This window comes from Mycolicibacter terrae (genome assembly GCF_010727125.1).
In the GTDB taxonomy this organism is placed as follows: Bacteria; Actinomycetota; Actinomycetes; order Mycobacteriales; family Mycobacteriaceae; genus Mycobacterium; species Mycobacterium terrae.
Window position 1 is genome coordinate 2,372,989 of sequence record NZ_AP022564.1, and the last position, 25,181, is coordinate 2,398,169.

Genomic DNA, 25,181 nt, shown 5'->3' on the forward strand with positions numbered 1-25,181 from the left:
GGTCAGCCGGTGGTGTGCACGATCAGCACGTCGACCTTGGCGCGCCGCGACACGTTGGCCGGCACCGACCCGAGCAGCCGCCCGGCGATCGTGCTCAGCCCGACGTTGCCGACCACCAGCAAGTCGGCCTTGACCGACTCCGCCAGTTCCACCAGGGCGTCGACCGGCGCGCCGACGACGGCGCGCTCCTCCACCTCGTTGGCCCCGGCGGCGACAGCGCGCTCCTTGGCCTCCTTGAGGATGGCGTAGATCGGAGCGTTGCCCGAGGCCTTGTAGCTCTCGTCCTTGAGAATGTCGACCGCCCGCGGGTCGTCCTCGTGCGGCAGGTAGGCGGTGGCGATGACTACCTTCGCGCCCTCCCCAGACGCCAGGTGACCGGCCCGGTCGACGGCACGCAGCGAAGAATCCGAGCCGTCCGTACCGACCACCACCGTCTTGTAGCCGCTCATCCGTAACCCTCTCGGTGAAAAGTTGCCTTGCTCGTTGCCATGTTCTAAGCCATGGCGACACTAACGCGTCAGCGGCCCCGATGGGGGCGATTGGCGTCACATGTCGCCTGCGTCGCTGCCCACACTTCCGCCCTGACCGGCTCCGAAACCGGTTTCGCGGCGCTCGTGACGTAGCTGACACGGCGCGCTGAGCGGTAGCGTGAGAATTTGATCACCCTCCTCCCAGCGAATCGGGCACGCCGTTGAGCCAGGTACTGACCCGAGCCCCGGTGAGCACGGCAGCGGCTCCCCCACGCCGTCGGCGCACGCCCCCGGATGCGGTGGTGATCGCCGTGGTGGCGACGCTGATCAGTGGGATCGGCGCGAGCCGACCGTCGATGTGGTTCGACGAGGCGGCCACGATCTCGGCGTCGACGCATCGCTCGCTGTCCGAACTGTGGCACCTGCTGGGCCATATCGACGCGGTGCACGGCCTGTACTACCTATTCATGCACGGCTGGTTCGCCGTCTTCCCCGCCACCGAGTTCTGGTCGCGGGTGCCGAGCTGCCTGGCGGTCGGCGTGGCCGCCGCCGGAGTGGTGGTGCTGTGCCGTCAGTTCGCCGGCCGGCGGCTGGCGGTGTGCGCGGGCGCGCTGTACGCCGTGCTGCCGCGGGTCACCTGGGCCGGGGTCGAGGCCCGCCCCTACGCGTTCGCGGCCGCGGCCGCGGTCTGGCTCACCGTGCTGTGTGTCGCGGCGGCGCGGCGCAACACCGGGCCGCTTTGGGTGGGTTACGGCGCGGCGGTGGTGGCGTCGACGGTGCTGAACATCTTCACGGTGCTCATGGTGGCGGTGCACCCGGTGGTCGTATCGGGCCGCGGATCCGCGGTGCGGCGGCGGTGGGCGACCGCGGCCGGCACCGCGCTGGTGGTGCTGGCCCCGTTTCTGGTATTCACCCAGAACCAGATCCGGCAGGTGGCCTGGATTCACCCGCTGAACCTCGCCACCGTCGTCGAGATCGCGCAGCAGCAGTTCTTCGACAAGAGCGTGCCGTTCGCCGTCCTGGCCTGGCTGCTGACCGCCGGCGCGGTCATCGCCGTCCGAACCGGGGCACGCCCGGGGCCCGCCGGCGAGGTGCGACAGCTGCTCATCCTCTGCACCGCCTGGCTGGTCATCCCCACCGTGGCCACCGTGGCCTATTCGGCGATGGTCAAACCCGTCTACTACCCGCGCTATCTGATCAGCACGGCGCCGGCGATGGCGATCGTCCTGGCCGTCGCCGTCAGCATGATCGCCGGGTCACGCCGGGCGGTGATCGGCGTGGTGACCTGCCTGGTGCTCGCGGCGGCGCCCAATTACGTTGTCAATCAACGTGATCGCTACACCAAAGAAAAGGGCTGGGACTACAGTGCGGTGGCCGATGTGATCGACGCGCACGCCCGGCCCGGGGACTGCCTGCTCATCGACAACACCACCCGGTGGCTACCCGGCCCGATCCGGGCGCTGACCGCCGCGCGTCCCGAGGCATTCGCGAAGCTGACCGACCCCGGCCTGGGGCCACGCCGGCAGACCCTGGGCCGGCTCTGGGACGGCCACCTGGGAGTTGAAGCGCTGACCGATCAGCTGGCCGGTTGCCCGACGATCTGGACGATCACCGATCACGATCGCTCGCTGCCGGCCCATCAGGTCGCCGCGATGCTGCCGGTGGGCAAGCGGTTCGCCCGCACCCCCGACGGCCGGGTGCTGCGCCAGCTGGGTTTCCACGTCGTCGAACGCTGGCAGTTCACCTTCTCCCAGGTGATCAGAGCCACCCGGTGAAGCCCAGCGGTTCAGCGAGGCTCGACGGAGGAGAGCCGAAGCTGGGACCGCTGCATAAACCCAGCGGTTCAGCGAGGCTCGACGAAGGAGAGCCGAAGCTGGGACCGCTGCATAAACCCAGCGGTTCAGCGAGGCTCGACGAAGGAGAGCCGAAGCTGGGACCGCTGCATAAGCCCAGCGACCCGTCAGCCGTGGGCGCTGACCAGGGCGCCGGTGCCGCGGCTGGCCCGATAGGCCACCACGCACCCCAGGGCGGCCAGGACGGCGAAGGTCGCGAACAGCCAGCGGGCCGCCGGCAGGCCGGTGCTGATGGCGGTGTTGACCACCAGGCCGGCGAAGCCCGCACCGAACGCCCCACCGATCAGGGCCACGGTGTTGATGGCCGCCGCGGCCGTTCCGCCCTCGGCGGGGTCGTCGACGCAGCTCATCGCCCATGCCGACAGGTGCGGCCAGCCCGCGCCGACGCCGATGCCGACGACCAGCAGGGCCAGCGCCCAGATCGCGCCTACCGCAGTCGGGTTGTAGTGGTTCATCCGGGTGAACGCGACCACCGCCAGACCGGCCGACATCACCAGTGGCGCGCTGATCACCAGCCCGATAACCACCCGCACCTTACTCACCGAGGCGCTGGCGATCTCGCTGAACGTCCAGCCGGTCGACAGGGCGGCGCCCAGGAATCCGGCCATCACCGGCGGCAGGTGGGCCAGCCGCTGACCCAGCAGCGGGATATACAGGTTGGCCTTGGTAGTGGCCATCAGCAGGCCCAGCGTTACGTAGATCCACTTCTCCCGGCCCGGGTGGAACGCGCTGGGCGGCAGAACCGCGGTCGACGAGCGCCAGTCCAGCACCAGGAACACCGCCAGCAGCACCCCGCCGGCGATTAGCAGGCTGGCGGCGCCGATCAGAGTCTTCGGCAACTGCGCGACGCTGACCGCCAGCGCGGCGGCACCGAGCAACAGCAGCGAGCGCACCGGGATCTTCATCGGTTCGCCGTGGTGGCTGCCGCGCCCGGCCGCCAGCACCACGGTCACCGCCGCGGCCATCACCCCGGTCAGCACCACCATCACACCGAATGCCCACCGCCATAGGCCGAACTGGGCGAACAAGCCGCCGGCCGCGGGCCCGACCAGGGTGCCGACGCCCCACATCGCCGAGACCAGCCCCGACGCCCGCGTCCACAGCCAGCTGGGTAGGACGGCGTTGATCAGCGCATAACCCAGACCGGCCAACAGTCCACCGCCCATGCCCTGCAGGGTGCGGCCGACCAGCAGGATCTCCATGTGGGGCGCCATTGCGCACACCACGCCGCCGACGCCGAACGCCAGCAGGCCCAGCAGGTAGGACGATCGCGAACCGATGCGGACCAGCACCGCGTTGGCCGCGGCCGCGGCGATCACCGATCCGACCAGGTACAAGGTGGTCACCCAGGCGTAGAACCGCTCACCGCCGATGTCCCTGACGGTGCTGGGCAGCAGGCTGATCGTCAGGAACTCGTTGGTGGCGTAGAGGGCCACACCCCCGGCCAGCACGGCCGAGGTGCCCAGGTAGCGCCTTCCGAGCAGCTCGCGCCAGCTGCCAGTGTTCACAGCGGAGTCGGTTGTCACCGCTTCAGTCAGGTCCACCACCGCTTGCAGTCAATCACGGATCCCCACGACACGCGAAAACGCATCCCGTGCTGGCGAGTCACTTGATCCCGGCCGCGTCCATACCCCGCAATTCCTTCTTGAGGTCGGCGATCTCGTCGCGGATTCGCGCGGCGAGCTCGAATTGCAGGTCGCGGGCGGCGTTCATCATCTGCTCGGTGAGGTCCTTGATCAGGTCGGCCAGTTCGGCCCGCGGCATGCCGGCCGTGTCGCGGCCCTCGAACACCCCGGCACTGACCGACTGGCCCGCCCGCCCCGGTGCTCCCTGCGCGCGCCGCCCGCGGGAGGCGTTGCGCCCCGATCCGGCGACCTCGACCGTCTCACTATCGGCCGCCTCCCGATACACCTGGTCGAGGATGTCGGCGATCTTCTTGCGCAGCGGCTGGGGGTCGATGCCGTTGGCCTCGTTGTAGGCGATCTGCTTGGCGCGGCGGCGTTCGGTCTCGTCGATGGCCTCCCGCATGGAGTCGGTGATCTTGTCGGCGTACATGTGCACTTCGCCGGAGACGTTGCGGGCGGCCCGGCCGATGGTCTGGATCAGGCTGCGGGTGGAGCGCAGGAAGCCCTCCTTGTCGGCGTCGAGGATCGAGACCAGCGACACCTCCGGCAGATCCAGGCCCTCGCGCAGCAGGTTGATCCCGATCAGCACGTCGTAGTCGCCGAGCCGCAGCTGGCGCAGCAGCTCCACCCGGCGCAGTGTGTCGACCTCGGAGTGCAGGTAGCGCACCCGAATCCCCATCTCCAGCAGGTAGTCGGTGAGGTCCTCGGCCATCTTCTTGGTCAGCGTGGTGACCAGCACCCGCTCGTCGGCCTCGGTGCGCTGCCGGATCTCGGCGATCAGGTCGTCGATCTGGCCCTTGGTCGGCTTCACCACCACCTTCGGGTCCACCAGGCCGGTCGGGCGGATCACCTGCTCGACGAACTCGCCTTGCGCCTGGGCCAGCTCGTAGGGCCCGGGGGTGGCCGACATGTACAGCGTCTGGCCGATCCGGTCGGCGAACTCTTCCCAGGTCAGCGGCCGGTTGTCGCAGGCCGAGGGCAGTCGGAAGCCGAACTCCACCAGGTTGCGCTTGCGCGACATGTCGCCCTCATACATGCCGCCGATCTGCGGCACGGTGACGTGCGATTCGTCGATGATGAGCAGGAAGTCCTCGGGGAAGTAGTCCAGCAGGGTGGCCGGGGGTGTGCCGGCGCCACGACCGTCGATGTGGCGGGAATAGTTCTCGATGCCCGAGCAGAACCCGACCTGGCGCATCATCTCGATGTCGTAGTTGGTGCGCATCCGCAGCCGCTGGGCTTCCAGCAGCTTGCCGTGGCGCTCCAACTCGTCGAGCCGGACGGCCAACTCCTCTTCGATGGTGGAGATCGCCTGCGTCATCCGTTCCGGACCGGCGACGTAGTGGGTGGCCGGGAAGATCCGCAGCGAGTCGACCTTGCGGACCACGTCCCCGGTGAGCGGATGCAGGTAATACAGTGCCTCGATCTCGTCGCCGAAGTACTCGATGCGGACGGCCAGCTCCTCGTAGGACGGGATGATCTCGACGGTGTCGCCCCGGACCCGGAAGGAGCCGCGGGTGAACGACATGTCGTTGCGGGTGTACTGGACGTCGACCAGCAGCCGCAGCAGGGCATCACGCGGCACCTCGGCGCCGACCTGCAACTCGACCGAACGATCCAGGTAGGACTGCGGGGTACCCAGGCCGTAGATGCACGACACCGACGCCACCACCACCACGTCGCGCCGGGACAGCAGGCTCGAGGTCGCCGAATGGCGCAGCCGCTCCACGTCGTCGTTGATGGAGCTGTCCTTCTCGATGTAGGTGTCGGTCTGCGCGATGTACGCTTCCGGCTGGTAGTAGTCGTAGTAGGAGACGAAGTACTCGACGGCGTTGTGCGGCAACATCTCTCGCAGCTCGTTGGCGAGCTGGGCGGCCAGCGTCTTGTTCGGCGCCATCACCAGGGTGGGCCGCTGCAGCCGTTCGATCAGCCAGGCCGCGGTGGCCGACTTGCCGGTGCCGGTGGCGCCCAGCAGCACCACGTCCTTCTCCCCCGCGTTGATGCGCCGTTCCAGGTCGGCGATGGCGGCCGGCTGGTCACCCGCCGGCTGATACTCACTGACCACGTCGAAACGGCCACCGGCCCGCACGATGCCTGCCACGGCGTCGGCGGGCGGACGGTACTCCGAATGCGCGACGACGGGGTGTTCCGTTGCGAAAGCCACGCACCCAGGGTAAGCCGGGTGTCTGACAGACGTCCGGCGACGACGCCGCCGCCCCGCGGCGGCCCGGGAGAGGCGAAAACGGTGCACCCGCCCAAACACGAGGCATTCGACCTGGTGGCATACACCAACACCGACCCGAAAGGGGTGGTGCGCGCCGTCGACGTCTACACCGTGCGGCCGTGGGGTCTCTACCTGGCTCGGCCCACCCCGGGCCGGGCCCAGTTCCACTACCTGGAGTCGTGGCTGCTGCCCGCGCTGGGGCTGCGTGCGACCGTCTTCCACTTCAACCCGGGACACGAACGTGATCAGGACTTCTACCTCGACATCGGCGACTACACGCCCGGACCGGCGCAGTGGCACTCCCGGGATCACTATCTGGATCTGGTGGTGCGGACCGGGCGCGATGTCGAGCTCACCGACATCGACGAGCTGATGGTCGCCGTACGCGAGGGCCTGCTCAGCCAGGACGACGCCGAACGGGCGGTGGCCCGGTCCGTTGCCGCCGTCGACGGCCTGGCCAGCAACGGCTACGACCTGCAGCGCTGGCTGGCAGGCCAGGGCATGCCGGTGTCCTGGCCGGTCAGCGATGGTCTTACCGGGTCACCACCGGGGATTGTTTAGGTAATCTCGTGACCATGAACGCCAACCTGCGAATCGGTGTCGCCACCGCGACGACCGCGGCCCTGCTGGGGTGTGGTCAGCTGATCCCGGTGCCGGCCGCCGCAGCCGACGAGCTGCACAACGTCACCTACATCGCTCGGGTCGACGCCTGGACGACCGGCAGCGTCGTCACCTTCATGCTCAATGACTATCAGACCGCCAGCGGCGACATCGACGGCTTCGGCGCCCCGTTCGAGGCCAACGCGGTGCTGTCCGATCCCAGCAAGGCGGGCATGGTGATCCGGCTGCGCTGGCCGTCGTCGGCCAACGTGCACTGCGAGATCCACGTCGATGACATCGTCGCGGTGAAGAGCGACCGCTTCGTCACCACCTGGAAGGACAGCAGCGACCCGCGCAACGGCGCGATGCTGTGCGGGGCCTTGATCAGCAGCATGGCCTGACCGGCGTCACGGGCGCCATCCGGTGTCGTCGGCCCACGCCCACGCCCGCCGGTAGGCCGCGTCGAACCAGCCCTCCTTGGCGTCGGCGTACGCTGCGATGCCACCGCCGGCCCCCGCTCGTTCCGCCTCGCGCTTGACCGCCAGGTACTCCGTGCGCGCATCGGCGTCGACGGCCAACCAGCACGGAAACAGCAGGGCGAACTGCTGATTGGGCCAGCCCGCGACCCGGATGTGGACGTTGGTGGCCCGCCCGGGGTCAGCGGAGGCGTGAACACGTTTCTGCCACAACGCCGGATCTCCCGCGTGGTCGAATTCGGCGACGGTGCTGCGGGCATCGGTCTTGCCGTTGTCGGCGGTGATCGCCGCGATCCGGGGATAACCAGCGCTCAGTAGCGATTCGGCGAGCTCATCGGCCATCGCCAGGGATTCAACCGTGACCTGCACGTCGATGACGTCTTTGGCGTCCAGTCCGGGCACCGCGGTGGAGCCGATGTGGTCGATGCGCAGCGCCCGGTGCCCGCACGCGGTCCGCAGCCGGGCCAGGATGCGCTCGCCCTGATCAGGCCAGGTCGGATCGGCCGGGACCAGCTGCGTCGGCGACGGTACGGTGCGGTGAGCGGCCAGGTTGTCCGCGAACGGTCGGATGCGTTGCTGCCACAGCTGCAGCGCCTGCGCCACCAGGTCGTCCTGGTCCCCGGAGTTGTCCAGCCAGACATCGGCGACCGCACGCCGCTGCGGCTCGGTTGCCTGCGCGGCCACCCGGGCCCGCGCGTCGGCCTCCGCCATGCCGCGGAGCTCGACCAGCCGGGCCACGCGGGTCTCGATCTCCGCATGCACCACGATCACCAGGGGGAACATCGGCGCCATCTGCGACTCGACCAGCAGCGGGATGTCCTCGACGACGACGGTGGCCTCACCGGCTTCTGCCGCCTGGGCGATCAGCTCGCTGCGGCGTTTCGCCACCAGCGGGTGCACGATGCCGTTGAGTGTTGCCCGCTTGTCGTCGTCGCTGAAGGCGATCGCGGCCAGCGCCGGACGGTCCAGCGCCCCGTCGGGCAGCAGGATGCCCGGCCCGAAGGCCTCGACCAGTGCGGCCAGGCCCTCGGTACCGGGTTCCACGACTTCACGGGCGATGACGTCGCCGTCGACGACGACAGCGCCGTACCGGCTGAAGGTGGCCGACACCGTCGACTTGCCGGCGCCGATACCGCCGGTCAGACCGATACGCAGCATCTGCGCCCCTTCAACGCGCTGGGCGCTGGCTAGGCGCTGTTACCGGCGAGCTTCTCCCGCAGCGCGGCGAGCTGCTCGTCGCTGGCCAGCGAACCGCCGGCCGGTGCCTCGTCGCGGTGCGACCCGTTGGCGCCGGAACGCGAGGGCTCGGCGTGCTCGGCGGCGGCGAACTTCTCGATCTGCGCGGTGTGCATCTTGTGCCGGCGCTCGGCCTCGGCGTAGCGGGCCTCCCACTCGGAGCGCTGCTTGTCGAAGCCCTCGATCCACTCGTTGGTCTCGGCGTCGAAGCCCTCGGGGAAGATGTAGTTGCCCTGCTCGTCGTAGCTGTCGGCCATGCCGTACTTCGACGGGTCGAACTCCTCGGTGTAGTCCTCGTTGGCCTGCTTGAGGCTCAGCGAGATCCGGCGCCGGTCCAGGTCGATGTCGATGACCTTGACCATCGCGTCGTCGCCGACCGCGACCACCTGGTCGGGCACCTCGACATGCTGCTCAGCCAGCTCGGAGATGTGCACCAGGCCCTCGATGCCCTCCTCGACCCGGACGAACGCACCGAACGGCACCAGCTTGGTGACCTTGCCCGGGACGATCTGACCGATCGCGTGGGTGCGGGCGAAGTGCCGCCACGGGTCTTCCTGGGTGGCCTTGAGCGACAACGAGACCCGCTCGCGGTCCATGTCGACGTCGAGCACCTCGACGGTGACCTCGTCGCCCACCTGAACCACCTCGGACGGGTGGTCGATGTGCTTCCAGGACAGCTCGGAGACATGCACCAGGCCGTCCACCCCGCCCAGGTCGACGAACGCGCCGAAGTTGACGATCGAGGACACCACGCCCTTGCGGACGGCGCCCTTCTGCAGCTGGTTGAGGAACTCGCTGCGCACCTCGGACTGGGTCTGCTCCAGCCAGGCGCGACGGCTCAGCACCACGTTGTTGCGGTTCTTGTCCAGCTCGATGATCTTGGCTTCGATCTCTTTGCCGATGTAGGGCTGCAGGTCGCGGACCCGGCGCATCTCCACCAGCGAGGCGGGCAGGAAGCCGCGCAGCCCGATGTCGAGGATCAGGCCACCCTTGACGACCTCGATGACGGTGCCCTTGACGGCCTCGTCCTTCTCCTTGAGCTCTTCGATGGTGCCCCAGGCGCGCTCGTACTGGGCGCGCTTCTTGGACAGGATCAGCCGACCCTCTTTGTCCTCTTTGGTCAGGACCAGAGCCTCGACCTCGTCACCGACGGACACCACCTCGTGGGGGTCGACGTCGTGCTTGATGGACAGCTCGCGGCTCGGGATGACGCCCTCGGTCTTGTAACCGATGTCGAGCAGGACCTCGTCCCGGTCAACCTTGACGATCGTCCCTTCGACGATGTCGCCATCGTTGAAGTACTTGATCGTTTTGTCGATGGCGGCGAGAAAATCCTCGGCCGAGCCAATGTCGTTGATGGCTACTTGCGGCGAGGTGACGGTGGGACTTGGCATGTGTGGGGTTGCTCCGGACAAGTTGAGGTAGTAGGGACGGGGTGAAGTCACGCATGCTGGGCATGCGGTGGCCCACGACACTGTCGCGGACTACCTGTCGAGGCTACTCGACGTGTTGCACGCTGGACAAACCGGTGGTCTACGCTGCGTCGCTATGCGTCAGATGCGGAACCGCCGAAAGGTCGGAGCGCCGCTGTTCGTCATTGTTGCTCTCAGTGTCCTCACCGCGCTGCTGCTCCTGCTGTTCACCGCGGCCAACCCCGGCGGCACGCTGACCGCGTTGATCCTGGCCAGCCTCTCGATGCTGGTGGTGCTGTTCTGCTACCGGTGGCTGGACCGCTGGGAGCCCGAACCCCGGCGTCTGCTGCAACTGGCCTTCTTATGGGGGGCGTCGGTCGCGGTAGTGCTGGCGGTGGGCCTGGAGACGTTCGGATCCTCGGTGGCCACCGTGCGGCCGCTGGTGTCGAAGGCCTTCGACATGGCCGCGATCCAGGCGCCGTTCATCGAGGAGGCCGCCAAGGGGTTGTTTCTGCTGATCATGTTGACCGGCCGCCGGCGCCATGAGCTGAACTCGCTGACCGACTGCATGGTGTACGCGGGCATCACGGCGGTGGGATTCGCCTGGATGGAGGACATCGTCTACATCGCGCCCGCCGACTCGCCGGCCCAGATGGCCGCGGTGGCCGTCGCGCGGCTGATCTTCGGCCCGTTCGCCCACCCGCTGTTCACCACCATGACGGGCATCGGGGTGTTCTTCGCGCTGCGCCGCCGCAGCTTCGGGTCGAAGGCTTTGGTGATCCTGCTGGGTTATCTGGCGGCGGTGGGCATGCATGCGCTGTGGAACGCCTCGCTGGCGACGGCCGGCGGCCAGTTCTTCCTGGCGACTTACCTGTTCTGGATGGTTCCGGTGTTCCTGCTGATGGTGCTGCTGGGCATCTTGAGCCGCCGGCACGAACAGCAGCTGGTCGCCTCCAAGCTGCCCGCGATGGTGGCCGGCGGGCTGATCAGCCCGAACGAGGAGACCTGGCTGGGATCGATCCGGGCCCGCAAGCAGGCGATCCACGAGGCGCGCCGCATCGGCGGGCGGCCCGCGGCCCGCAGCGTCAAGAAATTCGCCGCCCAGGTGGTCGAGCTGGCGTTCGTGCGGGACCGCATCGACCGGGGCTTCGGCGACCCGGAGGTGTTCGCGCTGCAGCACCAGGACGCCTACGGAGTGGTGGCCGCCCGGGCGGCGGCGCCGGTGCTGCACACGATGGCCGGGTACCGGTCGCCGGCGCTGGTCCGGCGCTGACTTCGTTGACGTTGACTCTGCATCCTGGGCGCACCTCACTCGCACTTTTCCGCCCTGAGCGCAGTGTCAACGGCGGGGGTCAGTGCGCGGCGGCGTCCCAGCTGCGGCCGTAACCCACCGCGACCTCCAGCGGCACGCTCAGCTCGTAGGCGCCGCCCATCTTGTCGCGCACCAGGGCCTCCAGCGGCTCGCGTTCGCCCTCTGCCACCTCGAACAACAGCTCGTCATGCACCTGCAGCAGCATCCGCGAACGCAGCCCGGAGGCCTTGAGCGCCTTGTCGACGTTGATCATCGCCACCTTGATGATGTCGGCCGCACTGCCCTGGATCGGCGCATTGAGCGCGGCGCGCTCGGCGGACTCCCGGACCTGGCGGTTGCTGCTGTCCAGCTCCGGCAGATAGCGCCGCCGGCCCAGCACCGTGGAGGTGTAACCGTCCTTGCGGGCCTGCTCTACGACCTCGTGCAGGTAGTCGCGCACGCCGCCGAACCGGTCGAAGTAGGCGTCCATCTGCTCTTTGGCCTCTTCGGTGGAGATCTTGAGCTGCTGGGCCAGCCCGTAGGCGCTCAATCCGTAGGCCAGGCCGTAGGACATCGCCTTGACGCGGCGCCTCATATCCGCGGTCACCTCGTCGATCGGCACGCCGAACGCCCGTGACCCGACGAACGAGTGCAGGTCCTCCCCGGTGTTGAACGCCTCGATCAGGCCCGCATCACCGGACAGGTGCGCCATGATGCGCATCTCGATCTGGCTGTAGTCGACCGTCATCAGCTCGGCATAGCCGGCGCCGACGACGAACGCGTCGCGGATCTGCCGGCCGGCGTCGGTGCGGATCGGGATGTTCTGCAGGTTGGGTTCGGTGGACGACAGTCGCCCGGTCGCCGCGATGGTCTGGTTCAGCGTGGTGTGGATACGGTCATCGGAGGCAACCGATTTCAGCAGCCCATCGACGGTCACCTTGAGCCGGGTGACGTCACGGTGGGCCAGCAGGTGCTCCAGGAACGGATGACCGGTCTTGTCGAAAAGCGTTTGCAGGGCGTCGGCATCCGTGGTGTAGCCGGTCTTGGTCTTCTTGGTCTTGGGCATGCCCAACTCGTCGAAGAGCACCACCTGCAGCTGCTTGGGGGAACCGAGGTTGATCTGCTTGCCGATCACCGCGAACGCCGCTTCGGCAGCATCCCGGATCTCGTCGCCGAACCGGCTCTGCAGCTCGGTGAGCCGGTCGAGGTCAACGGCGATCCCGGCCGTCTCCAGCTCGGCCAGCACCGTCTGCAGCGGCAACTCGATGTCGGCAAGCAGCCCGGCAGAGTCGATGCGCTCCAGTTCGGCATCGAGCGCGTCGGCCAGGTCGGTGACCGCGCGGGCCCGCAGCAGCGCGGTCGCCACCGCCTGATCGTCGACGCCGTCGGTGTCATCGAGCAATGAAAGCTGTTGCTGCTCATCGGATTCAGCGCGCAATTCCCGACGCAGGTAGCGCACCGACAGGTCGTCGAGACTGAAGCTACGCTGCCCGGGCCGCACCAGGTAGGCACCCAGCGCGGTATCGGAGGTCACCCCCTCGAGAGCCCAGCCGCGCCCGGCCAGGTCGTGCATGGCCAGCTTGGCCTCGTGCAGGGCCTTGGGTTTGCCCGGGTCGGCCAGCCAGGCGCCCAGCGCGGCCTCGTCCTCAGCGGTCAGCGTCGCGGTGTCGACGTAGCCGCCGTCACCGTCCCCGGCAGCGATCGCCAGCGCGGTGGTGTCGCTGTCATAGCTGCGGTGACTGCCGATGACGGCCAGCCCGGTGCGCCGCCCATCGCTGCCGTGTTCGGCCAGCCACGCCGCGACGGTTCCGGGTTCCAGTGCGCCACCGCGCACCTCGAAACCCTCGTCGACCTCGGGCTCTGCGGTCGCCAGCGTCTCGAAGAGCCGGTCGCGCAGCACCCGGAACTCGAGATCGTCGAAGAGCTGGTGGATGTGCTCGCGGTTCCACGGCAACAGCCGCAGGGTGTCCGGCGTCTGGGCCAGCGGCACGTTGCGCACCAGGTCGGTCAGTTCGCGGTTGAGGATCACCGAGGACAGGTTGGCGCGCAACGCATCTCCGACTTTCCCCTTGACGGTGTCAACCCGGTCGACCAGCCCCTGCAGGGAGCCGTACTCGACGATCCACTTCGAGGCGGTCTTTTCCCCCACTCCGGGGATGCCCGGCAGGTTGTCGCTGGGGTCGCCGCGCAGCGCCGCGAAATCCGGGTACTGCGCCGGGGTCAGGCCGTACTTCTCCACCACCGCCTCGGGCGTGAACCGGGTCAGCTCGCTGACGCCCTTGCGGGGGTAGAGCACGGTCACGTTGTCGTTGACCAACTGCAGCGCGTCGCGGTCGCCGGTGACCACCAGAACCCGGTAGCCCTCGGCGTCGGCCTGGGTGGCCAGCGTGGCGATCAGGTCGTCGGCCTCATAACCGGGTTCCGACAGCGTGGTGATGCCCAGCGCGTTGAGAACCTCCTTGGTGATGTCGATCTGGCCGCGGAACTCGTCGGGGGTGCTCGAGCGGGTCGCCTTGTACTCGGGGAAGCGGTCGGAGCGGAAGGTCTGCCGCGACACATCGAAGGCGGCGGCGATGTGGGTGGGGGTTTCGTCGCGCAGCAGGTTGATCAGCATGGCGGTGAACCCGTAGACGGCGTTGGTGGTCAGGCCGCTGCGGGTCTTGAAGTTCTCCGCGGGCAGGGCGTAGAAGGCGCGGTAGGCCAGCGAGTTTCCGTCCAGCAACAGCAACGTCGGTTTGGTCTGGGTGTCGTGCGCAGCGTCGGTCGGGGCGGTCTTGGCTGGGCTCACGGCCCTACTCTATGTGCCGCGCCGGACGTCAGCTCAGCGGTCGCTCTTGGGTAGCCTCGTACTCGTGCACGGTCGCGGCGATGGTCGCGCCGACCTGCTCATCACTGGGGCCGCTGCCGCGAAACGTCTCCACCGCTTGCCGCGACTCCCAGCGCTCATAGATGTTGACGCGGCCCGGGTCGACAAGATCGGCGGTGATCGCAAAGTCCAGGCAACCCGGTGCCTGTCGGGCCTGGTCCACCACGTCCGCACAACCCGCCAGATAGCTCCCGCGCTGCTGTGGGTCAACGACGAGGTGACCGGCGATGATGATCATGGGTGGCTCCCGCGGCCTTGGTGGGTAAGCATTCGCCGTCCCAGCCTAAGCAGCGACCCGCACGGTGGCCGGACGAACTGCAACACGTTTCAGTTTCGCCGCGGTTGTTCGGTACGCTGACCGGGTGCCAACAGCTTCTTCGCAACCGGCCATCGACGGGTGGTACGCCACCGACGACGCCGGTCTCCCCCACCTGATCGGCGCTAAGTGTCCGCAGTGCGGCACGTATGTGTTCCCGCCGCGGGAGAACAACTGCCCCAGCCCCGCCTGCGACGGCGACGTGCTGGAGCCGGTTGCCCTGTCCCGGCGCGGCACGATCTGGAGTTACACCGAGAACCGCTACCTGCCCCCGGCGCCCTACCCGCCCGCTGATCCGTTCGAGCCGTTCGCGATCGCCGCGGTGGAGCTCGCCGACGAGGGCCTGATCGTGCTGGGCAAGGTCGTCGAGGGCACCCTGGCCGCGGACCTGAAGGTCGGTATGGAGATGGAGCTGACCACCATGCCGCTCTACACCGATGACGACGGCGTGCAGCGCACCGTCTACGCGTGGAAGAAGGTGGATTCCCATGGCTGAGCCGCTGTACATCCTGGGTGCGGGCATGCACCCATGGGGCAAGTGGGGCCGCGACTTCACCGAGTACGGCGTGGTCGCCGCTCGTGCCGCCCTGGCCGAGGCGGGCCTGGACTGGCGTCAGATCCAGCTGGTGGCCGGCGCGGACACCATCCGCAACGGCTACCCCGGCTTCATCGCCGGTTCGACGTTCGCCCAGAAGCTCGGCTGGAACGGCGTTCCGGTGTCGTCGTCGTACGCCGCCTGCGCGTCCGGGTCCCAGGCGCTGCAGAGCGCCCGGGCGCACATCCTGGCCGGGTTCTGCGACGTGGCGCTGGTGATCGGCGCCGACACCACCCCCAAGGGCGCGTTCGCTCCGGTCGGCGGTGAGCGCAAGAACGACCCGGACTGGCAGCGGTTCCACCTGATCGGGGCGATGAACCCGGTGTACTTCGCGCTGCTGGCACGCCGGCGGATGGACCTCTACGGCGCCACCTCCGAGGACTTCGCGAGCGTGAAGGTGAAGAACTCCCGGCACGGTTTGAGCAACCCGAATGCCCGCTACCGCAAGGAGTCTGCGGTCGAAGACGTGTTGGCCAGCCCGGTGGTGTCCGACCCGCTGCGTCAGCTCGACATCTGCGCCACCTCCGACGGTGCGGCGGCACTGATCGTGGCCAGCGCGGAATTCACCCGCAAGCACCTGGGTTCGCTCGAGGGTGTGCCGTCGGTGCGGGCGGTGTCCACCGTGACCCCGCAGTACCCGCAGCACCTTCCCGAGTTGCCGGACATCGCAACGGATTCCACCGCGGTGGTGGCGGCCCCGGAGCGGGTGTTCAAGGACCAGATTTTGGACGCGGCCTACGCCGAGGCCGGGATCGGCCCAGAGGACGTCAGCCTGGCCGAGGTCTACGACCTGTCCACCGCGCTGGAGCTGGACTGGTACGAGCACCTGGGCCTGTGCGCCAAGGGCGAAGGCGAGCAGTTGCTGCGCAGCGGCGCCACCACCATCGGCGGACGGGTGCCGGTGAACCCGTCCGGCGGGCTGGCCTGCTTCGGTGAGGCGATCCCGGCGCAGGCGATTGCCCAGGTGTGTGAGCTGACCTGGCAGTTGCGCGGGACCGCCACCGGCCGGCAGGTCGAGGGCGCCAAGGTGGGCGTGACGGCCAACCAGGGCCTGTTCGGGCACGGCTCGTCGGTGATCGTCGCCCGCTAGGTTCGGACTACCTCCCCCGTGAGCGTGCGCGTCTGCGCACGACACGCCGAGCAACGGCGTACAACCGTGCACGCTCGGAAGGCGCGCGCCGGTGCCCCTGGCAAAATGCGGTCATGAGCGGCACTGAAACCGTCGTCGTCAAAATCAAACCGGGCAGTCGCAAGGGTCCGCTGGTGGAGACCGATGACGACGGTCAGTTGACGGTCTACGTGCGCGAACCCGCCGTCGACGGCAAAGCCAACTCGGCGGTGATCCGGGTGCTGGCCGAGCATTTCGGGGTGCCGCGCAGTCGGGTCGAACTGGCCTCAGGAGCCGGGGCGCGGGTCAAGCGCTTCCGGGTCGATCGGTAGTCGGCGCGCCGAGAATCCGCACGGTACCCTGCGATCCGTCGATCTCGACGAGCGCCCCATCGGGGATCGCCCGGGTGCCGTTGCCCGTCCCAATCACACAAGGGATTCCGAGTTCGCGGGCGATGATCGCCGCGTGCGACAGCGTCCCGCCGACGTCGATCGCCATGCCGGCGACCGTCATAAACGTCATCACCCACGATGGATCGGTGGTATGCGCGATGAGCACCTCATCCGCGCCGAGCACCACGGCCGAGGCGGGTTCGGTCACCACACGCGCGCGCCCGCGGGCACGACCCGGACTGGCGCCGACCCCGGTGATGATCGACGGCACACCTTCGACGGTGCCGCACGACTGCTCGCCCGGATTACCGGCGAACGACAGCGGGGGCTCCAGCGTGGCGTATTGCGAACGGATGCGTTGGCGGGCAGTGATATCGGCCGACGTCAGGTGCACATTCGATTGGAGCTCACCCAGCGTATGCCAGACGGCATCGCCGCCCAGGAAGGCCACCGCGTGGCGGGCGACATCGAGGTCTTGCAGGAACGCCGCCTTGCCGATCTCCCGACCGACCAACGCTCGACGAGCCATGGCGATCAGACGCGCGACCGCCCGGCGGCACGGGCGCGGAACCGATGCGCACAACTCCGCCTCTGCCCGACGTCGTTCATCGCGGCGTGCTTCCAGTGCCGCAACGCGATCACGCAGGCGGTCACCATCAACCCAGGCCTGTGCGGCATGCAGCACCGGCTCGGGGTCCTGACGCCATGACGCGGAGGCGATCTCTCCCTCGTCGGGACCGTGGAATCCATGCTCAGAAATGAAGTGCTCCAAAGAGATCCGGCCTCCGGCCAGGAGCCACAGATCCCGGGCAAGGTGAACCTCCGGAAGGTCGCCGTCTCCGGAGAGCAGGTCGATCACCCGGCTTCCGGCAAACCGCTCCACGGCCTGGTACAGGGACTGGCACAAGTAGGTCTGCATGGTGTGAACGGCCAGTGTTTCGCCGAAACGCGCTGCGGCCCCGGCCAATAACGCAAGGGGGTCTACCGCGGGCGCCGGCACCTCCCGCTGCCATGCCCGTCGCGAGATCGCACTGACCCGTCCTAGACGGCGGCTCAGCATGCCCAGGGCGATCGGGGCGCGCGCCGTCATCCGCAACGCGGTCGCGACACGCGCACCCAGCGGCGCTGCATCGACGTCGTCGGCCGCTCCGAGCAGCTGCTCACTGAATGCCTTGGGATCCACGCCGGGGACCTGGGCGACTTGGCTCAACAGCAGATCGACCGACAGCACCGGCCAACCCCGGGCGAGCGTGAGAAGCGGCACCCGCCCGTCCTCGCGCCTCGATACGACGCCGAGCCGGATCTGGGATTCGCGTTGTGCCATGGTCAGTCCCGCGCTCCACATCGACCAGGTCAGCGGCGTGGGTACTCCGGGCAGCGCCTCGCCGATGTTCACCCGGGTCCAGCGACTGCCGGGAGGGCGCGGCGGATCGTAGAATTCGACAGCTTTGGCTCTCGCCTGCAACGCGTCGAATGTGGTGACGGGACGAGCCTGCAGAATCCAGATTTTCCCCTGCCCGTCGAGGGCCCATTCGATGTCCTGTGGCCGGCCGTACCAGCGCTCAATCGCCAGCGCATCTTGCGCGATCTCACGAATCTGGTTCTCGGACAACGAGAGTTGCACCATGTTCCACTGGCCACGCTCAATCGTCAGGATCTCCAACGAATTTTTGTCGACGACGACGCGGTCCGGCGTCACCATCCCGGAGACAACGGCCTGCCCCAGCCCTTGTACGGATTCCAAGACAAGTCGGTCACGACAGCCGGTCAGGGGGTCAATGGTAAAGGCGACGCCGGCGCACGATGCGCAGATCTGGCGCTGGACAACAACACCCATCCCGGACTCTGCAGATCCCAGTCCTCGGGTGCGACCGTATTGACGGGCCCGTGGCGATGACGTCGAAGTCCAACAGTCTCGGACGGCGTCGAGCAGTTGTTCCACCCCTGTGACATTGAGCGCTGTCTCGTAGATTCCCGCGTGCGAAGCGGTGGCTCCATCCTCGGCCAACGCTGATGAACGGACAGCCACGGCAACGTCCGGGCCCAGGGCCCGATAGCTCGCCACGATCGCGTCGCGGACCTCGTCCGAAGGTGTCACGGGCAGGCCGGCGGCGACGGCTTCCTGGTATGCCGCGACGCCGATGACGAACCCGTCGGGGACCGAAAGGCCGGCCGCCAGCAACTCGCCCAGATTGGCGCCCTTGCCGCCGCTGAATCCGGCATCGGCGGCACGGATATCAGCCAGGGCCTTGATGATCGGTGTATTCATCTGTCCCGGCGTTATGGCGCGGTCCAAGCGTGGCGTCCTCCGATCTTTGCGTCCGTCGGATCACGCTAACGCGACGCCCTCCGGTTCGGAAGCGGTATCACCGAAGCGGGGTGAGGACGGGCCCAATCCTGAGAAAGCCGCTGCCGGGGCGGTTGTCCGAGGGGTGATCCGGATGTTTTCTTACAATATGCATTTATATTTTTGAACGACTGTCAGCGTCGAGTGCACTCCTCGGCCCGGAGATCTGCGCTTTCGTTCGACCGTAGAGACCTCCGGTCTATCCAGGTTGGATTCGAGATTTGGGCCTTCAGCTCCCCCGCGTTCACCAGGCACTACGCATCCCTATATCGCGACGCCCAGGATCGTTTTAGAACAAGTTCTAGTTTTTTGTATACAAATTAGGTGGGTCTCAGTTAGCCTCATCTCGTCCCTCTCCGTGCTGTGCATCACTAACCCGAAGGAGACCCCTTGCACGCCACAGTTCGCCCCTACGCCACCGCCGGTGTGGCACTTGTCGGGGCCAGCCTCATTGCGGCGACGCCGGTGGCCCCGCCACTGCCCGCCCTGTCGGATGCCCTTTCCCCCGCGGTGCAGTTGACCGGGGCGTGGGAGGACGTCGTCAACACCGCCTCGGCCAACCTGACCGCGCTGCTGAACAACTGGTACCTGGCTCCCGGGGTTGGGATGCAGCAGTTCTGGGCCAATCAGCTGGACTACGCCGACCAACTGGCCAACGATCCGGCCGGCTCGACGAACTCGGTGAACGAGCAGATTCAGCTGCATTTGAATGCGGTGGTCTCGGGCTGGGCGTTGCAAAACACCACCGACGAGACCAGCGCCACCGTGCTCAACCACACCATGGACAGCAGCCATCAACTGATGTTCGGGCAGGTCGCCGGCTACCTTCCGCCGGATGTGGATGCGGACTCCATCATGCCGATCATCAACTACCTGGGGTCCCCGGCCAGTGCACTGCTCATGGCGTCCATCGGACCCATGATCAGTCCATGGATCGCGTTGCTCAACGGCATCACCGACGGTGACAACCCGTTCGACATCCTGGCCAACATGGGCGGCGCGTTCTTCAACGGCGCCACGCTGAACCTGGATGCACTGTTGCCGATGATCAACGAATCCGGGTACTTCCCCGCGGGCATGAGCATGGATCATCTGGACTTCGCGTTTGCCGGGTTGCTGTCTACCGGTGCGGCCACGGTGAGCTACCAGGTGTTGGGGCCCGGGGGCGAGGTCGCCGCCGAGGTGCCCGCGATCGGTGGCTCGCTGTTCCAAAGTGTGGGCATCGAATTCAGCGGGGTGCCGGTGCTGGGCACCCTGGACCTCAACAGTGCCGCGGTCGGGCCGATCGCAGCGTGGCAGGCCTGGGGCCAAACGGTCGGTGCCCTGCTGGGCTCGGGGTGGGATGGCAAGGGCCCGGTGGTGGTGACCCCGCCGCTAGCCGACGCCAGCCTTCCGCTACTGCCCACCGATCTGGTCGATGACGGCGGCACCGGTGCGGCTACCGACGCATTCGGCTGGCTGGGCGACCTGCTCGGACTCTGATCTCCCTGAACCCTTATCCCTCAAGTCGTAGAGAGGTTTCCCTCCACATGAGTCATCACATCAACGCACGGCGCCATTCTCGAGCGATCGGCGCCGCCAGTACGGTCGGTGCGTTCCTGGCGTTCGGCATGGCCCCGCTGACCACCGCCCCGCCTGCTCAGGCCGACGAATTCGATTGGATCGCCGATCTTTTCGACACCTCGGCATGGTTGGAGCCAGGCCCCGCCGAAGTGGGCGCCTTTGAGTGGACCGCCATGATCGATCAGTGGTTCTACGACCCGATTCACGACGGCCTGCAGGCCTGGATCACCAGTGACTTCGGCGAGATGGTCAACGGCGCCATCAACACCATGGCCGGGCAATACCTGATCGGCAACGGCATCGACGGCACCGCCGAGAACCCCGACGGCGGCAACGGCGGCCTGTGGTTCGGCGACGGCGGCGACGGCTGGGACAGCACGGATGCCGGCGCGGCAGGCGGCGACGGCGGCAACGCGCCGGGCTGGCTCGGTGACGGCGGCGATGGCGGCAACGGCGGTGCGGGTGCCGACGGTGGTGACGGCGGGGCCGGTGGTATCTGGATGGGTATCGGCGGCAACGGCGGCAACGGCGGAGCGTCCCTCGACCCGAGCGTTGTCGGGGGCAATGGCGGCAATGGCGGCAACGCCTCCGGCTGGTTCTTCGGCAACGGCGGCAACGGCGGCATGGGCGGCGCCGGCGTCGACGGTGTCGCCGGAACCTGGGCCAACGGCGGCGACGGTAACGGCGGCGCCGGCGGGCTCGGCGGCAGCGGCGGCAATGGCGGCCGCAGCGGGTTTACGTTCGGAAACGGCGGCAACGGCGGCAACGGCGGGGCCAACGGCAACGGCGGCATCGGCGCCACCGGCACCGCAGAACATCTCAACGGCGGCAACGGCGGGAACGCCGGAGTCGATTGGAACGTCGGCCACGGCGGCGCAGCCGGTGAACGAGGCTCCACCATTTTCACCAGCCCCATGTACGGGGAAGCCGGCCAGTTCGGTCACGCCTCGGATGGTGGCAACGGTGGCAACGGCGGGGACGCTTACCAAGACGGCAATGGCGACTATCTCGGTAACGGCGGCAACGGCGGGACCGGCGGATACGGCGGGGGCTACCTTTCGCCGACCGGGATCGGCGGCGACGGCGGCAACGGCGGCAACGGCGGCGCCGGGGTCAACGGCGGCAACGGCGGAAGCGGCAGCACCGCCAGCAACAGCGTCAGCGGCAGCCCGGAGCTCGGCGGTAAGGGCGGCGACGGCGGCAACGGCGGTTTCGCCAGCGCCGGGACCGGCGGTAACGGCGGTAGCGGAGCCTCCGGCCGCGGGGGCGGCGGCGGCAACGGCGGTGATGGCGGTGATGGCGCCACCGACGACCCCACCGTCCAGACCATCGGCGGCAACGGCGGCAGCGGCGGCTCCGGCTTCTCCCCGGGGTCCGGCGGCAACGGCGGCAACGGCGGCAGCGGAACCTATGCCGGCGGCAACGGCGGCTCGGGTGGCAGCGGTGGTTCCGGTGGTGGCCATGCGGGCGGCGACGGCGGCAATGGCGGCAACAGCACCGGCTGGCAGCACGACGGCAGCACCTACAGCCGGGGCGGCAACGGCGGGGCCGGCGGCCGCGGCGGCGCAGGCACCGACACCACTGCCGCGGGCGCCGGTGGGGCCGGCGGCGCGGGCGGTGACGGCGCCACCGGACCCGGCGTGGTCAGCGTCGGCGGCAACGGCGGCAACGGCGGCAACGGCGGGGCCAACGCGGGCAGCGTGCTGGCCGGCGGCGGTGCCGGAGGCGACGCCGGAGCCGGCGGTGCCGGCGGGTTCGGAACCGCCTCCGGCGGCAACGGGGGCAACGGGGGCGCCGGCGGCGCCGGAGCAACCACCGCCGGCAACGGCGGGGACGGCGGCGCCGGCGGTAACAGCGACGGCGTCGAGACCCCGGTCAACGACCTCGGCTTCGGTCCCAGCCATGCCGGCAACGGAGGCAACGGCGGCGCAGGCGGCAACGGTGGCGGATATGCCGGCGGCGGCCCCGTCGAGGCCCCCGGCGGTGACGGCGGCGCCGGAGGCAACGGCGGAAACGGAGCCGGAACAGTCGACGGTGGAACCGGCGGCAACGGTGGCAACGGCGGCAAATCCGGCGACATCGCAGGCGGCCCCGGCCAAACCGGCAGCGGGCCCACCGGAACCACCGGTGGCACCGGGGGTACTGGGGGCGCCGGCGCACAGCCCGCACCCGCCGAGTAGGCCGACGCCTTAGCCGGGGACGGCCCGGCACGCCACCGCGTGCCGGGCCTTCCCCGGCTCAAAGCCGCGTCCGCCGACCCTTAGGCCTCAGGACGCACTATGACGCGCCCAGCACTCCGCGCGCGGTCAACTCCGCGATCACCACCTTGGCCCGCAAGTCCGCCCGCTCCATGTTCGCAGCGCGCGCTGCTTCAGGGTCCCGCCCGCGAATCGCCGCAGTCTCGGCTTCATACGTGTGGGCGAACTCCGCATTGCCCCGCGGGTATTTCCCCCAGAATCCGCGCGGCGCGAACACGCGTGCCGCGACGATCGCCGCCTGCAACTGGGGCCCGGCGTACTCCTCGACGATGATGCGCCGGTAGGCGTAGGCCGCCTCTTGAAACGCCGTGGGTTCCTTGCTGGCTCGCAACGTCCGCAGCGCCGCATCCAGTTCGGCAAGTACCCGCGGCGTCGGGTTGGTGGCCGCCCGCGCCGACGCGATGCCGTTCAGCACACCGTGCAGCTCATGCTGTTCGAGTACGGCGGCCTCATCGAACCGCTCGACGAACACTCCCCGGTGATAACGGCTGACCACCAGGCCGTCGTGCTCAAGTTGATCCAGAGCCTGCTGAACAGGCAGTCGGCTGACACCCACGCTCGCCGCGATCGCATCGCGGTTGATGCGGTCGCCTGTGCGCAGTTCACCGGATAGAACGAGGTCGACGATGTGGTTGACGACCAGTTCCTTCTCTTTGACCCCGTATTTCTTCGGCACCGCAATCCCTAGCCGGAAGCGTCGCCAGATGTCTCCCCCGACGAATCTGCCTGCGGCAGCAACTCTTCCAGCGCCGACCGGGCGATCCGGCGAAATGCCCGCTTCGGCCGGTTGGCGTCCAAGATGGCCACCTCGAGCGTTCCCGGGCCCAGTTCACGCTGCTCGGCGCCGTTGCCGGTGTCGGTCTGCTTGAGCGCATTGACGGCGATCCGCAGGGCATCAGCCAGTGCGGCGTTCTCGGTGTAGGACTCCTTGAGCGCCGCGATCACCGGCTCGGTGGTGCCGCCCATCACCACGAAGTGCGGCTCATCGGTGATCGACCCGTCGTAGGTGATCCGGTACAGCTCAGGGGCTTTGGCCTGCCCCTGGTAGGCCACCCCGGCCACACACAACTCGACTTCGTACGGCTTGGCCTGCTCGGTGAAGATCGTTCCGAGGGTCTGGGCGTAGACGTTGGCCAGCTGGCGTGCGGTGACGTCGCGGCGGTCGTAGGCGTAGCCGCGAGTGTCGGCGAACTGGATGCCGCCGCGGCGCAGATTCTCGAACTCGTTGATCCGGCCCGCGGCGGCGAACCCGACGCGGTCATAGAGTTCGCTGATCTTCTGCAGTGAGCGCGAAGGGTTCTCGGCGACGAACAGCACCCCCTCGGCGTAGGCCAGCGCCACCACGCTGCGGCCACGGGCGATGCCTTTACGCGCCAGCTCACCGCGCTCACGCATCGCCTGCTCGGGCGAGATGAAGTACGGAAAGCTCATTTCTTACCCCGCTTGGTCTTCCGCCCCGAATCCCCTCCGCGCGTTCGGCTCTCGATGACTTCCCGGGCCAGTTCGGCAATACGTTCCTCGGGAACGTCGACGGCACCGTCGGCGTCGATGGTGACCGCCGTCGGATAGATGCCGCGCACCAGATCCGGTCCGCCGGTGGCGGAATCGTCGTCGGCGGCGTCGTAAAGCGCCTCGACTGCCACCTTCAGCGCCGATTCCTTATCGGTCGCCTGCCCGTAAAGCTTCTTCATCGACGACTTGGCGAACAACGATCCGGAGCCCACCGCCTGGTAGCCCTCCTCCTCGATGTTCCAACCGCCGGCGGCGTCGAACGACACGATGCGCCCGGCGTGCTCGGTGTCGGCGTCGTCGATGTCATAGGCGACCAGCAGCGGCAGCGCCAGCAACCCCTGCATCGCCGCACCGAGGTTGCCGCGCACCATGATCGCCAGCCGGTTCACCTTTCCGGCGAACGTCAGCGGCACCCCTTCAAGCTTCTCGTAGTGCTCCAGCTCGACGGCGTAGAGCCGGGCGAACTCGACCGCGATCGCCGCGGTTCCGGCGATCCCGGTGGCGGTGTAATCGTCGGTGATGTAGACCTTCTGGACGTCGCGCCCGGCGATCATATTGCCCTGCGTGGAGCGCCGGTCCCCGGCCATCACCACGCCGCCGGGGTACTTCAGCGCGACGATCGTGGTGCCGTGCGGCAGATCCACCCCGGCGCCGGAGTTCAGGCCCGCACCACCCGCCGGCAGCAGATCCGGCGCCTGACGGCGCAGGAAGTCAGAGAACGACGACAGGTCTACCGGGCTGGACGGCATCCCTGGAAGTGCGGAACTGACAGGAAGACGATCATGGAAGGGCCAGCTCACTGGCCGCCCTTTTGGACGTACGCGCGCACGAAGTCCTCCGCGTTCTCCTCCAGCACGTCGTCGATCTCGTCGAGCAGGTCGTCGGTCTCGCCGGTCAGCTTCTCGCGACGCTCCTGGCCGGCGGCCGCGGGACCGGTGGGGTCGTCCTCGTCGCCACCGCCACCGCCACGCTTGGTCTGCTCCTGAGCCATCGCTGCCTCCTGCATCTCCATCGGCTTGCGCATCACGCGCACGTCGGTT

General features: G+C 68.3%; 21 protein-coding genes. 9 read left to right on the forward strand and 12 right to left on the reverse strand.

Annotated features, from left to right (window positions below; translation table 11 throughout):
• Positions 1–2 precede the first annotated feature (2 nt).
• Positions 3–449 (reverse strand): universal stress protein, encoded by a 447-nt coding sequence (locus G6N23_RS11415; RefSeq protein ID WP_085262326.1) that lies wholly within the window; start codon positions 447–449, stop codon positions 3–5.
• Positions 450–718: 269 nt separating this feature from the next.
• On the opposite strand from G6N23_RS11415, the gene G6N23_RS11420 reads away from it, so the two are divergent.
• Positions 719–2,245: a glycosyltransferase family 39 protein gene (locus tag G6N23_RS11420; RefSeq protein ID WP_234808704.1), complete on the forward strand. Its 1,527-nt coding sequence runs from the start codon at positions 719–721 to the stop codon at positions 2,243–2,245.
• A 185-nt stretch (positions 2,246–2,430) separates the two neighbouring features.
• Here the strand turns inward: G6N23_RS11420 and G6N23_RS11425 are convergent, their stop codons facing one another.
• Together G6N23_RS11425 and uvrB are read right to left on the reverse strand one after the other, a co-directional pair.
• Positions 2,431–3,861: an MFS transporter gene (locus tag G6N23_RS11425; protein WP_085262357.1), complete on the reverse strand. Its 1,431-nt coding sequence runs from the start codon at positions 3,859–3,861 to the stop codon at positions 2,431–2,433.
• 67 nt (positions 3,862–3,928) lie between these two features.
• Entirely contained in the window at positions 3,929–6,109 is a 2,181-nt protein-coding gene (uvrB, locus tag G6N23_RS11430; protein WP_085262328.1) for an excinuclease ABC subunit UvrB, read from the reverse strand.
• Between the two features lie 81 nt (positions 6,110–6,190).
• Here uvrB and G6N23_RS11435 point away from each other — a divergent pair, with 81 nt between their 5' ends.
• Together G6N23_RS11435 and G6N23_RS11440 are read left to right on the forward strand one after the other, a co-directional pair.
• On the forward strand, positions 6,191–6,730 hold the full coding sequence (locus G6N23_RS11435; protein WP_085262329.1) for a ribonuclease FAU-1 family protein: 540 nt from the start codon (positions 6,191–6,193) through the stop codon (positions 6,728–6,730).
• Positions 6,731–6,744: 14 nt separating this feature from the next.
• Entirely contained in the window at positions 6,745–7,170 is a 426-nt protein-coding gene (locus tag G6N23_RS11440) for a hypothetical protein (protein ID WP_085262358.1), read from the forward strand.
• Positions 7,171–7,176: 6 nt separating this feature from the next.
• On the opposite strand, the gene coaE is transcribed toward G6N23_RS11440, so the two are convergent.
• The gene (coaE, locus tag G6N23_RS11445) at positions 7,177–8,403 is read right to left on the reverse strand and encodes a dephospho-CoA kinase (protein WP_085262330.1); all 1,227 of its coding nucleotides are present in this window, start codon (positions 8,401–8,403) and stop codon (positions 7,177–7,179) included.
• 29 nt (positions 8,404–8,432) lie between these two features.
• The gene (gene rpsA / locus G6N23_RS11450) at positions 8,433–9,875 is read right to left on the reverse strand and encodes a 30S ribosomal protein S1 (RefSeq protein WP_085262331.1); all 1,443 of its coding nucleotides are present in this window, start codon (positions 9,873–9,875) and stop codon (positions 8,433–8,435) included.
• A gap of 163 nt (positions 9,876–10,038) precedes the next feature.
• Between rpsA and G6N23_RS11455 the strand changes: the two genes are divergently transcribed.
• Entirely contained in the window at positions 10,039–11,166 is a 1,128-nt protein-coding gene (locus tag G6N23_RS11455; RefSeq protein WP_085262359.1) for a PrsW family intramembrane metalloprotease, read from the forward strand.
• Between the two features lie 79 nt (positions 11,167–11,245).
• On the opposite strand, the gene polA is transcribed toward G6N23_RS11455, so the two are convergent.
• Positions 11,246–13,972: a DNA polymerase I gene (polA, locus tag G6N23_RS11460; RefSeq protein WP_085262332.1), complete on the reverse strand. Its 2,727-nt coding sequence runs from the start codon at positions 13,970–13,972 to the stop codon at positions 11,246–11,248.
• Positions 13,973–14,000: 28 nt separating this feature from the next.
• Positions 14,001–14,288 (reverse strand): putative quinol monooxygenase, encoded by a 288-nt coding sequence (locus G6N23_RS11465; protein WP_085262333.1) that lies wholly within the window; start codon positions 14,286–14,288, stop codon positions 14,001–14,003.
• Positions 14,289–14,412: 124 nt separating this feature from the next.
• Between G6N23_RS11465 and G6N23_RS11470 the strand changes: the two genes are divergently transcribed.
• The 3 genes from G6N23_RS11470 (at position 14,413) to G6N23_RS11480 (ending at position 16,401) form a co-directional block, all read left to right on the forward strand.
• Entirely contained in the window at positions 14,413–14,862 is a 450-nt protein-coding gene (locus tag G6N23_RS11470; protein ID WP_085262334.1) for a Zn-ribbon domain-containing OB-fold protein, read from the forward strand.
• Positions 14,855–16,051 (forward strand): lipid-transfer protein, encoded by a 1,197-nt coding sequence (locus G6N23_RS11475; RefSeq protein WP_085262335.1) that lies wholly within the window; start codon positions 14,855–14,857, stop codon positions 16,049–16,051. Before G6N23_RS11470 ends, G6N23_RS11475 begins: the two co-directional genes overlap by 8 nt.
• Positions 16,052–16,164: 113 nt before the next feature.
• A complete protein-coding gene (locus tag G6N23_RS11480; RefSeq protein ID WP_085262336.1) occupies positions 16,165–16,401 on the forward strand; it encodes a DUF167 domain-containing protein in 237 nt (78 codons plus the stop codon).
• Here G6N23_RS11480 and G6N23_RS11485 read toward each other — a convergent pair.
• On the reverse strand, positions 16,376–18,730 hold the full coding sequence (locus G6N23_RS11485) for a PEP/pyruvate-binding domain-containing protein (RefSeq protein ID WP_085262337.1): 2,355 nt from the start codon (positions 18,728–18,730) through the stop codon (positions 16,376–16,378). The genes G6N23_RS11480 and G6N23_RS11485 overlap by 26 nt on opposite strands.
• 468 nt (positions 18,731–19,198) lie before the next feature.
• Here G6N23_RS11485 and gjpA point away from each other — a divergent pair, with 468 nt between their 5' ends.
• Complete coding sequence (gjpA, locus tag G6N23_RS11490; RefSeq protein ID WP_133055503.1) at positions 19,199–20,290, forward strand: outer membrane porin GjpA; 1,092 nt, start codon at positions 19,199–19,201, stop codon at positions 20,288–20,290.
• A gap of 47 nt (positions 20,291–20,337) precedes the next feature.
• Complete coding sequence (locus G6N23_RS22590; protein ID WP_157997529.1) at positions 20,338–22,551, forward strand: PGRS repeat-containing protein; 2,214 nt, start codon at positions 20,338–20,340, stop codon at positions 22,549–22,551.
• A gap of 97 nt (positions 22,552–22,648) precedes the next feature.
• Here G6N23_RS22590 and G6N23_RS11500 read toward each other — a convergent pair whose 3' ends face one another.
• From G6N23_RS11500 to G6N23_RS11515, 4 genes are read right to left on the reverse strand one after another with little or no spacing between them, the layout of a single operon-like run.
• The gene (locus G6N23_RS11500; protein WP_085262339.1) at positions 22,649–23,305 is read right to left on the reverse strand and encodes a GntR family transcriptional regulator; all 657 of its coding nucleotides are present in this window, start codon (positions 23,303–23,305) and stop codon (positions 22,649–22,651) included.
• A gap of 8 nt (positions 23,306–23,313) precedes the next feature.
• Positions 23,314–24,060 carry a proteasome subunit alpha gene (gene prcA, locus G6N23_RS11505; RefSeq protein ID WP_085262340.1) on the reverse strand — a complete coding sequence of 249 codons (747 nt, stop codon included), beginning with the start codon at positions 24,058–24,060 and terminating at the stop codon, positions 23,314–23,316.
• Positions 24,057–24,941 (reverse strand): proteasome subunit beta, encoded by an 885-nt coding sequence (prcB, locus tag G6N23_RS11510; protein ID WP_085262341.1) that lies wholly within the window; start codon positions 24,939–24,941, stop codon positions 24,057–24,059. Before prcB ends, prcA begins: the two co-directional genes overlap by 4 nt.
• Entirely contained in the window at positions 24,938–25,132 is a 195-nt protein-coding gene (locus tag G6N23_RS11515; protein WP_013828730.1) for a ubiquitin-like protein Pup, read from the reverse strand. The genes prcB and G6N23_RS11515 overlap by 4 nt, the downstream gene beginning before the upstream one ends.
• Between the last annotated feature and the right edge of the window lie 49 nt (positions 25,133–25,181).